The following is an 11,441-nucleotide window of genomic DNA, read 5'->3' as shown; positions in this document are numbered from 1 at the left end:
GCGCGGATGCCGCACCCGTCGGGCCGCCCTACCGTCGACCCATCGCGTGACCCCGGCGCGCTCGCGCCATCCCCGATGGAGGACCGACATGACCTTGCTCGACGCACCCCGCACCGCCCGCGGCACGACGACCGTTCGCGATCTCGCCGCCGTGCTCGACGCCGCGCCCGAGATCGTCGAACGTGCCGAGACGGCATCCGCCGATCCCGGGCCGACGTTCGACGAACTCCGCTCGCACCTTCAGGCGTGGCTGAGGGAATGGGACACCCAGCGCCTGCCCGCGTTCGAGCAGGCGCGCTCGATCGCGCCCGCCGGCGACCGGCCGGTCTCGCTGCGATCCGCCCCCACGCGCACCGACGGCGCCGTGCGGATCACCGCGAGCCTGTACGACCCGCCGAACCGCAGCGGCGACGCCCTCGCATGGACGCGGAACTGGGTGAGCGCGGTCGTGCTGCCCCAGGCGCCGACCGACGGCCGGGTGTACTACCGGTTCCGTGTCGGCGCCCGCCTCGTGCTCGACGGGCAGGCCGACACCGCGCTCGTCTCGACCGAGGTCCGTGTCGGCGTCGTGCCCGACGCGACGGCCGGCAGCCCGTTCGACGCCCCCGGGTTCGCCGACCCGATCCGCCCCCTGGTCGGCGTGTCGGCGCGCGAGGACGTCGACGCGCGCGCCGAGCAGACGGTCGAGGGGTCGGTCGCGGTCCGCGCGGGCGAGTCGCCGGTCATCGGGATCGTCGTGGGCGCCGACGTCGTGTTCCGCGACGGGTGGATGCGCCTCCACGAGGGTTCGAGCCTCTGGGTGGGCTCGGCCGACGGCGGGCCGACGGGCTCGATCGAGGTGCGGTTCGCCTCCGACGCGCTGCTCGACCTGCTCGGCGGGAGCGCCTGAGCCGGGAGCGTCCGGCCGGGAGCGTCCGGCCGGGGGCATCCGGCCGTCCCGGCGTAGTCTCACGGCATGGGCCGGTTCGCGGTGGTGCTGCCGCTCACCCCGCTCGGGGTCGGTGAGGCGTTCCCCGTCTCACGCTGGCCGCTGCACGTCACCGTCGTCGAGCCGTTCGAGACCGGCCACGACGCGGCCTGGGTCGCGGACGTCGTCGGCGGGCAACTGCGGGGCCGTGAGCCCGTCGAGGTGGTCGCCTCCGGTCGGGCGATGTTCGGCAGGCGTCACGACGTGCCCGTCACGCTCCTGCGCGACCGGGGTCCGCTCGGCGCGATGCGAACCCGCCTGCTGCACGCACTCCGCATGGCCGACGTCGACGTCGCCCGGGCCCGACCCGACTTCCGGCCGCACGTGACCGACGGCGTGCACGGCGCGGTGCGGCCCGGCCGCGGCATCCGTCTCACCCAGGTCGCGCTCGTCGACCTCCGCCCGCCCGAGGGTCCGTCGATGCGCAGCGTCGCCGCCGCCTGGTCCCTCCCCGACCCCGCCGCCCCGGTGTGAGGGGAGGTTCGGGCGGGCGGTGGGGGTTTCGGCGCACCGAAGATCGGACGAGAATGCGCACGTCGGCCGACGCCGATGCCGGTCGACACCCGATCAGGAGGTTCGATCATGCACATCGCACGCATGCTCTCCGTCGTCGCGCTCGCGGCTGCCGCATCGCTCGCGCCCGCGGCGGCCGCGCAGGCTTCCGACACGACCTACGTCGCGCAGCTCAGCGCCTCGCAGGAGGTGCCGACGAACGACTCGCTCGCCCGCGGCGCGACCGTCCTCAAGGTCGTCGACGGCGGTGAATCGATCGAGTTCCGCCTCATCGTGGCGAACCTGCGCAATCCCGTCGCCGCGCACATCCACGCCGCCCCCGCAGGTGCGAACGGTCCCGTCGTGGCGTTCCTCCACGGCCCCGGCGCACCCGGCTCCGGCCGGACCAGCGGCGTACTGAGCACCGGAACGATCACGTCGGCCGACCTCGTCGGCCCGCTCGCCGGCCAGTCGCTGGATGCGCTCATCGACCTGCTCGAGACCGGCGGCGCCTACGTCAACGTGCACACGAACGACGGCGTCGCGCCGGCGACGGGCGAGCCCGGCGACATCCCGTCCGGCGAGATCCGGGGCCAGATCCGCTGAGCCGCCCATCGGCGGCAGTGGAGGAAGCGGATGCCGCGGGGCGGGCGTGCCTTCCCGTGCACGCCCGCCCCGCGGCATCCGTCGTCGGCGCGTCGCCGCGCGCGATTCGCCGGTCGCCGCCCACCCCTGAGCGACGACCGGCGAGCCGGTGACTACCCGACCTGCTGCTGCAGGTGGTAGCGAAGGCTGGACAGTTCGGCGCGGAGCGCTGCGGGCACCCGGTCGCCGAACTGGGAGAAGTACTCCTCCGTGAGCTCGCACTCGGCGAGCCAGGTCTTCGGGTCGACCTCGAAGAGCTGCTCGAGTGCGTCGTCCGAGATCTCGATGCCGTCGAGGTCGAGCGATCCGGCCGCGGGGAGCATCCCGATCGGGCTGGACTCGGCGTCGGCGGTGCCCTCGAGGCGGCCGACGATCCACTCGATCACGCGCGAGTTCTCGCCGAACCCGGGCCAGAGGAACTTCCCGTCGTGGCCCTTGCGGAACCAGTTGACCTGGAAGATCTGCGGTGCGTTCTCACCGAGGATGCGGCCCATCTTGACCCAGTGGCCCCAGTAGTCGGCCATGTTGTACCCGCAGAAGGGCAGCATCGCGAACGGGTCGCGGCGGAGCTCGCCGACGGTGCCCTCTGCCGCTGCCGTCTGCTCCGACGAGATGGTCGCGCCCATGAACACGCCGTGCTTCCAGGAGCGGGCCTGGGCCACGAGCGGCACGTTCGTCGCGCGACGACCGCCGAAGAGGATCGCGTCGACCGGCACGCCGTCATGGGCGTCCCAGTCGTCGGAGATCTGCGGGCACTGCGCGGCGGCGACCGTGAACCGGGAGTTCGGGTGCGCTGCCGGGCGGCCGGAGGCCGGCGTCCAGTGGTTGCCCTGCCAGTCGGTGAGCTCGTCGGGCGCGGTGTCGGTCAGGCCCTCCCACCACACGTCGCCGTCCGGGCGGAGCGCGACGTTGGTGAAGATCGTGTTGCCCCACAGCGTCTGCACCGCGGTCGGGTTGGTCGACTCGCCGGTTCCGGGCGCGACGCCGAAGAAGCCCGCCTCGGGGTTGATCGCGTAGAGGCGACCGTCGGCGCCGGGACGCATCCAGGCGATGTCGTCGCCGATCGTCTCGACCTTCCAGCCGGGGATCGTGGGCTGGAGCATGGCGAGGTTGGTCTTGCCGCACGCCGACGGGAAGGCCGCGGCGATGTGGTAGACCTTGCCCGCCGGCGAGGTGACCTTGATGAGCAGCATGTGCTCGGCGAGCCAGCCCTCGTCGCGCGCCATGACGCTCGCGATGCGCAGGGCGAAGCACTTCTTGGCGAGCAGCGCGTTGCCGCCGTACCCCGAACCGTAGGACCAGATCTCGCGCGAGTCCGGGAACTGCACGATGTACTTGGTGTCGTTGCAGGGCCAGTCGACCTCGGGGCGCCGGTGGCCGACGCCGTCGACGAGCGGGTAGCCGACCGAGTGCACGGTGCGCACCCACGGCTCGCCCGTCTCGATGAGGCGGTAGACCTGCTCGCCCATCCGGGTCATGATGCCCATCGAGAGCACGACGTACGGCGAGTCGGTGATCTCGACCCCGAGCTGGCTGATGGGGCCGCCGAGCGGGCCCATCGAGAACGGCACGACGTACATCGTGCGGCCCTTCATCGAGCCGGCGAACACGCCGTTGAGCTCTTCGCGCATCGCGTGCGGGTCGCGCCAGTTGTTGGTCGGACCGGCGTCCTCCTCGTAGGTGGAGCAGATGAAGGTGCGGTCCTCGACGCGCGCGACGTCCGACGGGTCGGTGCGCGCGAGGTAGCTGTTCGGTCGCCACTCGGGGTTGAGCTTGATGAGCTTGTCCTCGGCGAGCAGCTGCCGCGTGAGCATGTCGGCTTCGTGCTTCGAGCCGTCGCACCAGACGATCTCGTCGGGCTGCGTGAGTGCGGCGATCTCGGCGACCCAGGCGCGCAGCGCCGTGTCGGTGGTGCCGTGGGGGCGTCCCTCCGCGTCCGAGGCGGTTCCGGAGGCGTTGACCGAGGCGTCGGAGATGGTCATCGTCGTCCTTTCGAGGAGTGTGGCGAGCCCCGTGTTCGGTGGCTGATTCCATTCTCGACAAGACCGACAGACCATGCCGGCCAAATCGGGGGTTAAGAACTGGCGATCTTTCGATATTCTGAAGCCATGAGACTCGGCAGCCCCGACCTGGCCACGCTCGGACATCGCATCCGGCACTTCCGCGCCGAACGCGGCCTCACCCTCGACCAGCTCGGCGACCGCGTCGGCCTCGCGGGCAGCCAGCTCTCGCTCATCGAGAACGGCAAGCGCGAGCCGAAGCTCTCCACACTCGACGCGATCGCCGCGGCGCTCGAGGTCGAGCTGGCCGAGCTGCTCTCCCGCGAAGCGCCGAGCCGCCGGGCCGAACTCGAACTCGAGCTCGGGCGTGCACAGGCGAGCCCGCTCTACGCCGCACTCGGGCTGCCGCTCATCAAGCCGACGCGCAGCATGGCCGACGAGTCCCTCGAGGCCGTGGTCGGGCTGCACCGCGAGCTGCAGCGTCGCGCGAGCGAGGCCATCGCCACGCCCGAGGAGGCGCGCCGCGCGAACACCGAGCTGCGCGAGCGCATGCGCGCACGTGACAACTACATCCCCGAGATCGAGCAGCTCGCCGAGGAGCAGGTGCGCGCATCGGGTCACCGGCAGGGCGCGCTCACCCACCGCGAGGTCAGCGTCATGGCCGAACGGCTGGGCTTCCAGCTCATCTACGTCAGCGACCTGCCCGACTCGACCCGCTCGATCACCGACCTCGCGAACGGTCGCATCTACCTGCCTCCGGCTTCCATCCCGGGCGGGCACGGCCTGCGCTCGATGGCGCTCCAGGCCATGGCGCACCGCCTGCTCGGGCACGAGCCGCCCGCGAGCTACGACGAGTTCCTCTGGCAGCGGCTCGAGATCAACTACTTCGCGGCCGCGTGCCTCATGCCGCAGGCGGCATCCGTCACCTTCCTCCAGGACGCCAAGAAGGACAAGCGGCTCGCGATCGAGGACTTCCGCGACGCCTTCGGCGTCACGCACGAAGCGGCCGCACTGCGGTTCACGAACCTCGCGACGACGCAGCTCGACATGACCGTGCACTTCCTGCGGGTCAACGGCGACGGTTCGCTCACGAAGGGGTACCAGAACGACGGCCTGCCGCTGCCGACCGACGTCACGGGCTCGATCGAGGGCCAGTGGGTGTGCAAGAAGTGGAGCGCGCGTCGCGCGTTCGAGCACACGAACCGGACGACGGAGAACTACCAGTACACCGACACCCCGGCGGGAACGTTCTGGTGCGCGACGCAGACCGGGCGAACGGATGCCACGGAGTTCTCGATCACCGTCGGCGTGCCGTTCAACCAGGCGAAGTGGTTCCGCGGCAGGGAGACGACCCATCGCGCCGAGTCGCGCTGCCCCGACGAGACCTGCTGCCGGCGCGCGTCGGACGGGCTGGCCGAGCGCTGGGCCGGGCAGGCCTGGCCGAGCGCGCGGCTGCACGCGCACGTGCTCTCGCCGTTGCCGTCGGGAACGTTCCCCGGCGTCGACGACGCCGAGGTGTACGCGTTCCTCGAGGCGCACGCGGAGCAGTAGCTGGCGCTGGGCTCGCGCGCCCTGGCATCCGACACTTCTCTGCATCTGTTGCAATAGTGTGCGACACACAGTACAGTGCGTGGCATGAGTCTGGATGACACGACCGCCGGCCACCTGCAGGAACTGCGGCGCGGCACCGTCGTACTGGGCTGCCTCGCGATGCTGCGCCGACCCGACTACGGGTACTCCCTGCTCGAATCGCTCGGCCGGAACGGCCTCGCGGTCGACGCCAACACCCTGTACCCGCTCCTGCGCCGCCTCGAGAAGCAGGGGCTGCTCACGAGCGAGTGGAACACCGACGAGGCGCGGCCTCGCAAGTTCTACCGCACCAGCCCCGCGGGCGACGCGCTCGCGAAGGTCCTCGCCGCGGATTGGCGCGAGCTCGACGCGGCGCTCGCGCGCCTGACCGGCGGAACGGATGGAGACGAACGATGACCACCACGACCACGCTGACCGACAGGTACATCCTGGCGGCGGCACGCAGCATCCCCGAATCCGAGCGCGCCGAGTTCGGCCGCGAGCTGCGCGAACGCCTCGGTGATGCGATCGATGCCCTCGAGGCGTCCGGCATCGCTCCCGACGCCGCCGAGCGTGCGGCCCTGACCGAACTCGGCGATCCGGCCGCCCTCGCAGCGACCTACCTCGACCGCCCCCTCGTGCTCATCGGGCCGCGGTACTTCCTCGTGTGGTGGCGGCTGCTCAAGCTGCTGTACGCGATCGTGCTCCCGATCGGCGCCGTGGCCGTCGTCTTCGCGAACCTGCTCGCGGGCGACCCCGTCGGCACGGCGTTCGCCGAGGCCGCCGGCGTCGCCGTCTCGCTCGCCGTGCACCTCGGGTTCTGGACGACGCTCGTGTTCGCCATCGTCGATCGTTCCCCGGGTGCGGCACCCGAGTCGACCTGGACGCCGGACCAGCTCCCGGACGGCGCCGGCCAGGAACGCGCAGGCAGGCTCGGCGACCTCATCGCGTCGCTCGTGTTCCTCGGGTTCTTCGCCGCACTGATCGTGCTCGGTTCGTCGGCCGGCATCGCCTGGGTGCCCGAGTTCCGCGACGTGCCGGTGCTGGACCCAGACCTGTGGTCGTTCTGGCTGCCGTACTTCCTGGTGCTCATCGTGCTCGAGGCGGCGTTCGCCGTCGCCGTCTACCGGAACGGGTGGAGCTGGTGGCTGGCCGCCGCGAACCTCGGGCTGAACCTCGCGTTCACGGTTCCGGCGCTGTGGCTCTACACGACCGGGCAGCTCTTCGCGCCGGAGTTCCTCGACGCGATCGGCTGGCCGTGGGGCGAGGGCGGCGAGGTCGTGGCGACGATCGTCGTGTTCGTCGTGATCGGGGTCACCGTGTGGGACGTCGTCGACGGCGTGATCAAGACGGTGCGAGGGCGCGGAGGCTCCGCGCTCGCGCTCGGCCGAATCTGAGGCCGGCCCGGCCGGACGACGGCCGGCCTACTTCGGCTGCATGCGGATCGCGCCGTCGAGGCGGATCGTCTCGCCGTTCAGCATCGGGTTCGCGACGATCGATCGCACGAGCGCGGCGTACTCGCTCGGGTGCCCGAGCCGGGACGGGTGCGGCACCTGCGACTCGAGCGAGGCGCGCACCTCGTCGGGCATTCCGGCCATCATGGGCGTCTCGAAGATGCCCGGCGCGACCGTGACGACGCGGATCAGCAGCTTCGACAGGTCGCGCGCGATGGGCAGCGTCATGCCCGCGACGCCGGCCTTCGAAGCCGAGTAGGCCGCCTGGCCGATCTGGCCGTCGAACGCCGCGACCGACGCGGTGTTCACGATCACGCCGCGCTCGGCCGTCGCCGGGCCGCCCGGCAGGGCCGCCGAGACCGGCTCGGTCGCGGCCATCGCCGCCGCGGCGAGGCGGATCACGTTGAACGTGCCGATGAGGTTCACCCGGATGGTGCGCTCGAACGCGTCGAGCGGTGCGGGGCCGTCGCGGCCGACGGTGCGGTTCGCGGTGACGATGCCGGCGCAGTTGACCGCGACGCGCAGCGGTGCCAGAGCGGATGCCGCGGCCACGGCTTCGGCGACCTGGGCCTCGTCGGCGACATCCGCTGCCACGAATCGGGCCCGCTCGCCGAGCTCGGCCGCGACCTGCTCGCCGCGCGGGCCCGGCAGGTCGACGAGCACGACGTGCGCGCCGCCCTCGATGAGCGCCTCGGCGCTCGCGCGCCCGAGTCCGGATGCGCCGCCGGTGACGATCGCCGCGGCTCCCTGCAACTCCATGTGTCTCTCCTCCGTCTGCTTCGTGCTGTCGGTGCTGCGCTTCCGCCGAGTGATACCGTTCCCGCCCGGTGTTGCTGCTGCAGCGGGATCACTCGGCGGGAACGGCAACACTCGGCGGTTGGGGTGGGTGGGTCCGGCCGGGGCACGGGTCAGGGGCGCTCGATGAGGTAGGCGTTGGCCATGCCGCCGCCCTCGCACATGGTCTGCAGGCCGATGCGGCCGCCGGTCGCCTCGAGGTGGTTCACGAGGGTCGTCAGCAGCCGCGTGCCGCTCGAGCCGAGCGCGTGCCCGAGCGCGATCGCCCCGCCGCGCGGGTTCAGCTTCGCGGGGTCGGCCCCGGTCTCGGCGAGCCACGCGAGCGGGACCGACGCGAACGCCTCGTTGACCTCGTACGCGTCGACGTCGTCGTGCGTGAGGCCGGCGCGCTCGAGCACCCGTGCGGTCGCGGGGATGACGCCCGTGAGCATCATCAGCGGGTCGCTGCCCACGACCGAGAACGCGCGGAACCGCGCGCGCGGGGTCAGGCCGAGCTCCTCGGCCGCGTCGGCGCTCATGATGAGCGCGGCCGACGCACCGTCGGTCAACGGCGACGAGTTGCCCGGCGTGATCCGCCACTCGAGGTCGGGGAAGCGCGCCGCGAGCGCGTCGGTGCGGAACGCCGGGTTCAGGCCCGCGAGCGAGTCGACGGATGTCGCAGGGCGCACGGTCTCGTCCGCGAGCCGGTCGACCCCGGCCACCGGCACCACCTCGGTCGCGAACGCGCCCGACTCCCCCGCTTCGGCGGCGAGCCGGTGCGAGCGCGCGGCGAACCCGTCCAGGTCCTCCCGCGAGAGCCCCCACTCGTGCGCGATGAGTTCGGCCGAGACGCCCTGCCCGACGAGGCCGTCGGGGTAGCGGGCCCGCAGCCGGGTGCCGTACGGGTCGGCGCCCGCGGCGCTCGAGCCGAGCGGGACGCGGCTCATCGACTCGACGCCGCACGCGAGCACGATCTCGGCCTGGCCGGCGAGCACCGCCTGCGCCGCGAACGCGACCGCCTGCTGGCTCGACCCGCACTGCCGGTCGATCGTCGTGCCGGGCACGGTCTCGGGAAAGCCGGCGGCGAGCAGTGCGTTGCGCGTGATGTTGCACGACTGCTCGCCGACCTGGCTCACGCACCCGCCGTACACGTCGTCGACGAGCGCCGGATCGAGGTCGTTTCGGTCGATGATCGACGTGAGCACGCCCGCGAGCAGGTCGACCGGGTGGACCTCGCTCAGCATGCCTCCGGGCTTGCCCCGGCCCACTGGCGTTCGGACGACGTCGACGATGACGGCTTCGGTGCTCATGTCACCAGCCTACGGCCGGGTCGGCCGGCGCACGGCGGGCCCGCGTCGCGGGCCCGCCACGCGGCATCCGCTCAGCCGGCCTCGACGACCTCGGGCACGGCGGCGGGAGCGACCTGCTCGATGCGCACGGGCTCGCGCTCGGGGAGCACGATCGGGTGGGTTCCGGCCATGGCCTCGACGACGCGCACCACCTGGCAGGAGTAGCCGTACTCGTTGTCGTACCAGACGTAGAGCACGACGTCGGTGCCGTCGGCGATGGTCGCGAGGCCGTCGACGATGCCCGCGCGGTGGCTGCCGACGAAGTCGGTCGAGACGACCTCGGCCGACTCGATGTAGTCGATCTGCTGGCGCAGCGGCGAGGTGAGCGAGACCTTGCGCAGGTACGCGTTCAGGGTCGCCTTGTCGGTCGGGCGCTCGAGCTGGAGGTTCAGGATCGCGAGCGACACGTCGGGCGTGGGAACGCGGATGGCGCTGCCCGTGAGCTTGCCCTCGAGTGCGGGCAGCGCCTTCGAGACCGCCTTCGCGGCGCCCGTCTCGGCGATGACCATGTTGAGCACGGCGGAGCGGCCGCGGCGGTCGCCCTTGTGGAAGTTGTCGATGAGGTTCTGGTCGTTCGTGAACGAGTGCACCGTCTCGACGTGCCCGCGCCGGATGCCGTACGCCTCCTCGATCGCGGCGAGCACCGGGGTGATCGCGTTCGTGGTGCACGACGCGGCCGAGAGCACGCGGTCGCCCGACTCGATGTCGGTGTGGTTGATGCCGTGCACGATGTTCTTGATCGCGCCCTTGCCGGGAGCGGTGAGCAGCACGCGCGACACGCCCGTCGACTCGAGGTGGCGGCTGAGCCCCGCCTCGTCGCGCCAGCGACCGGTGTTGTCGACGACGATCGCGTCGGAGATGCCGTAGGCGGTGTAGTCGATCGTGGCGGGGTCGTCGGAGTAGATCACCTGGATCAGGGTGCCGTTGGCGAGGATCGTGTTCGCCTCCTCGTCGACCGTGATGGTGCCCTGGAAGGGTCCGTGCACCGAATCGCGGCGGAGCAGGCTCGCGCGCTTCTGCAGGTCGTTCTCGGCGCCCTTGCGAACGACGATCGCGCGCAGGCGCAGGCCCTGGCCGCCGCCGGCGTGCGCGATGAGGATGCGGGCGAGCAGACGCCCGATGCGACCGAAGCCGTAGAGCACGACGTCGGTGCCGGATGCCGCGGACGCGCCCTCGGCGTCGACGAGCACGGGTGCGAGCTCGGCGCGGAGGAAGTCGACCAGGTCGGTGCCCTCGCCCGCGGCGTGGAAGCGCGCGACGAGTCGCGCGACGTCGACGGAGGCGGGGCCCGGGCCGATCTCGGTGAGCGCCTCGAGCACGCGCATCGTGTCGGCCAGGTCGAGCTCGACGTCGCCGGCCTGGCGTGCGAAGCGGTGCGCCTTCAGCAGCTCGACGGCCGAGCGGTTGATGAGCCGCCGGCCGTGGATCGAGGTGACGACTCCGTGCCCGCGGTACAGCCCGCCGATGAGCGGGATCATCCGCTCGGCGAGCTCCTCCCGGGCGATCCAGTCTTCACGTCGGGCGTCGAACTCGTGGCTCACGGCAGTTCCTCTCAGCCGCGGGCGTACCTCGGCGGCCTGTCTCGGGTCGAGCTGAGGGGTGGGCAGCGGCGACCACGTGGTGTCCAAGGGGATGTCTCAGATGATAGCCCGAGTTTCCGAGTGCTCGATGTACACGACGGCGGATGACACGGCTCCGCGTTGCCGCGGTGTCGACCGGGCGTCATGGCGGGCGCCCGGTGCACCGCGCCGACGGGTCAGGCGCAGCGGTCGTCGACGAGCGCGATGTCGTACTCGGCGACGCGCTGGGGCACGCCGTCGAATGCGGCGGCGCGCTCGGCCGAGGCGAGGTAGGTCTCTTCGAGCGCCCGGAACGCGTCGGCGTCGCCGGGTGCGCTGACGGCCCACACGAAGCGGTTCGCCTCGCGGATCCCGTAGGCGAACTCGATCGTGAAGCCCAGTGCGGGCCGCACGCGCGGCATCCACTCGTTCCACCACGCCACGAAGGCGTCGTACTCCCCGTCGATGAGCGTGTACCTGCGCAGCTGGATGGTCTTCTCCACCCGACCATGATGCCCTGTGCGGCCGCGGGTCGTCGCATCGGCGGTACGGGTAAGATCACGTCGTCCAGCGCCGACGCGATCCCGTCACCGGCGCCGGCGCTCGAAAAATGGGCGCGAAGCGTCAGGCCG

General features: G+C 71.9%; 11 protein-coding genes. 6 read left to right on the top strand and 5 right to left on the bottom strand.

The genetic code is table 11. The features are described 5' to 3' along the window. Positions 1 to 88: 88 nt before the first annotated feature. The 3 genes from DSM26151_RS04210 to DSM26151_RS04200 all read left to right on the top strand — a co-directional run bounded on the left by DSM26151_RS04210 (position 89) and on the right by DSM26151_RS04200 (position 2,065). Complete coding sequence (locus DSM26151_RS04210; protein ID WP_234661173.1) at positions 89 to 889, top strand: hypothetical protein; 801 nt, start codon at positions 89 to 91, stop codon at positions 887 to 889. Positions 890 to 955: 66 nt separating this feature from the next. Further along, positions 956 to 1,441, top strand: a complete 486-nt coding sequence (locus tag DSM26151_RS04205; protein WP_234661172.1) for a 2'-5' RNA ligase family protein — start codon at positions 956 to 958, stop codon at positions 1,439 to 1,441. A gap of 108 nt (positions 1,442 to 1,549) precedes the next feature. Continuing rightward, on the top strand, positions 1,550 to 2,065 hold the full coding sequence (locus DSM26151_RS04200) for a CHRD domain-containing protein (RefSeq protein WP_234661171.1): 516 nt from the start codon (positions 1,550 to 1,552) through the stop codon (positions 2,063 to 2,065). 152 nt (positions 2,066 to 2,217) lie between these two features. On the opposite strand, the gene DSM26151_RS04195 is transcribed toward DSM26151_RS04200, so the two are convergent. After that, complete coding sequence (locus tag DSM26151_RS04195) at positions 2,218 to 4,086, bottom strand: phosphoenolpyruvate carboxykinase (GTP) (protein WP_234661170.1); 1,869 nt, start codon at positions 4,084 to 4,086, stop codon at positions 2,218 to 2,220. A gap of 126 nt (positions 4,087 to 4,212) precedes the next feature. On the opposite strand from DSM26151_RS04195, the gene DSM26151_RS04190 reads away from it, so the two are divergent. The 3 genes from DSM26151_RS04190 to DSM26151_RS04180 all read left to right on the top strand — a co-directional run bounded on the left by DSM26151_RS04190 (position 4,213) and on the right by DSM26151_RS04180 (position 7,070). Continuing rightward, positions 4,213 to 5,655 carry a helix-turn-helix domain-containing protein gene (locus DSM26151_RS04190; protein WP_234661169.1) on the top strand — a complete coding sequence of 481 codons (1,443 nt, stop codon included), beginning with the start codon at positions 4,213 to 4,215 and terminating at the stop codon, positions 5,653 to 5,655. Between the two features lie 84 nt (positions 5,656 to 5,739). Continuing rightward, on the top strand, positions 5,740 to 6,090 hold the full coding sequence (locus DSM26151_RS04185) for a PadR family transcriptional regulator (RefSeq protein ID WP_234661168.1): 351 nt from the start codon (positions 5,740 to 5,742) through the stop codon (positions 6,088 to 6,090). After that, a complete protein-coding gene (locus DSM26151_RS04180; RefSeq protein ID WP_234661167.1) occupies positions 6,087 to 7,070 on the top strand; it encodes a permease prefix domain 1-containing protein in 984 nt (327 codons plus the stop codon). Before DSM26151_RS04185 ends, DSM26151_RS04180 begins: the two co-directional genes overlap by 4 nt. A 27-nt stretch (positions 7,071 to 7,097) precedes the next feature. On the opposite strand, the gene DSM26151_RS04175 is transcribed toward DSM26151_RS04180, so the two are convergent. The 4 genes from DSM26151_RS04175 to DSM26151_RS04160 form a co-directional block, all read right to left on the bottom strand. Further along, positions 7,098 to 7,886, bottom strand: coding sequence for an SDR family NAD(P)-dependent oxidoreductase (locus tag DSM26151_RS04175; RefSeq protein WP_234661166.1), 789 nt, complete (start codon positions 7,884 to 7,886; stop codon positions 7,098 to 7,100). A 149-nt stretch (positions 7,887 to 8,035) separates the two neighbouring features. Next, positions 8,036 to 9,211 carry a thiolase family protein gene (locus DSM26151_RS04170; RefSeq protein ID WP_234661165.1) on the bottom strand — a complete coding sequence of 392 codons (1,176 nt, stop codon included), beginning with the start codon at positions 9,209 to 9,211 and terminating at the stop codon, positions 8,036 to 8,038. Between the two features lie 71 nt (positions 9,212 to 9,282). Further along, complete coding sequence (locus tag DSM26151_RS04165) at positions 9,283 to 10,728, bottom strand: glyceraldehyde-3-phosphate dehydrogenase (RefSeq protein ID WP_234661789.1); 1,446 nt, start codon at positions 10,726 to 10,728, stop codon at positions 9,283 to 9,285. A gap of 278 nt (positions 10,729 to 11,006) precedes the next feature. Next, complete coding sequence (locus DSM26151_RS04160; RefSeq protein WP_234661164.1) at positions 11,007 to 11,312, bottom strand: hypothetical protein; 306 nt, start codon at positions 11,310 to 11,312, stop codon at positions 11,007 to 11,009. Between the last annotated feature and the right edge of the window lie 129 nt (positions 11,313 to 11,441).

It is taken from the genome of Agromyces marinus (assembly GCF_021442325.1).
In the GTDB taxonomy this organism is placed as follows: Bacteria; Actinomycetota; Actinomycetes; order Actinomycetales; family Microbacteriaceae; genus Agromyces; species Agromyces marinus.
The sequence above is the reverse complement of the archived record's forward strand: the minus strand, read 5'-3'. Positions and strand labels throughout refer to the sequence as shown.

Excerpts from the sequence above, each read along its gene's own strand:
- DSM26151_RS04210 (WP_234661173.1), top strand. The coding sequence starts at position 89 with ATGACCTTGCTCGACGCACCCCGCACCGCCCGCGGCACGACGACCGTT.
- DSM26151_RS04190 (WP_234661169.1), top strand. The coding sequence starts at position 4,213 with ATGAGACTCGGCAGCCCCGACCTGGCCACGCTCGGACATCGCATCCGG.
- DSM26151_RS04200 (WP_234661171.1), top strand. The coding sequence starts at position 1,550 with ATGCACATCGCACGCATGCTCTCCGTCGTCGCGCTCGCGGCTGCCGCA.
- DSM26151_RS04195 (WP_234661170.1), bottom strand. The coding sequence starts at position 4,086 with ATGACCATCTCCGACGCCTCGGTCAACGCCTCCGGAACCGCCTCGGAC.
- DSM26151_RS04180 (WP_234661167.1), top strand. The coding sequence starts at position 6,087 with ATGACCACCACGACCACGCTGACCGACAGGTACATCCTGGCGGCGGCA.
- DSM26151_RS04185 (WP_234661168.1), top strand. The coding sequence starts at position 5,740 with ATGAGTCTGGATGACACGACCGCCGGCCACCTGCAGGAACTGCGGCGC.
- DSM26151_RS04175 (WP_234661166.1), bottom strand. The coding sequence starts at position 7,886 with ATGGAGTTGCAGGGAGCCGCGGCGATCGTCACCGGCGGCGCATCCGGA.
- DSM26151_RS04165 (WP_234661789.1), bottom strand. The coding sequence starts at position 10,728 with ATGATCCCGCTCATCGGCGGGCTGTACCGCGGGCACGGAGTCGTCACC.
- DSM26151_RS04170 (WP_234661165.1), bottom strand. The coding sequence starts at position 9,211 with ATGAGCACCGAAGCCGTCATCGTCGACGTCGTCCGAACGCCAGTGGGC.
- DSM26151_RS04205 (WP_234661172.1), top strand. The coding sequence starts at position 956 with ATGGGCCGGTTCGCGGTGGTGCTGCCGCTCACCCCGCTCGGGGTCGGT.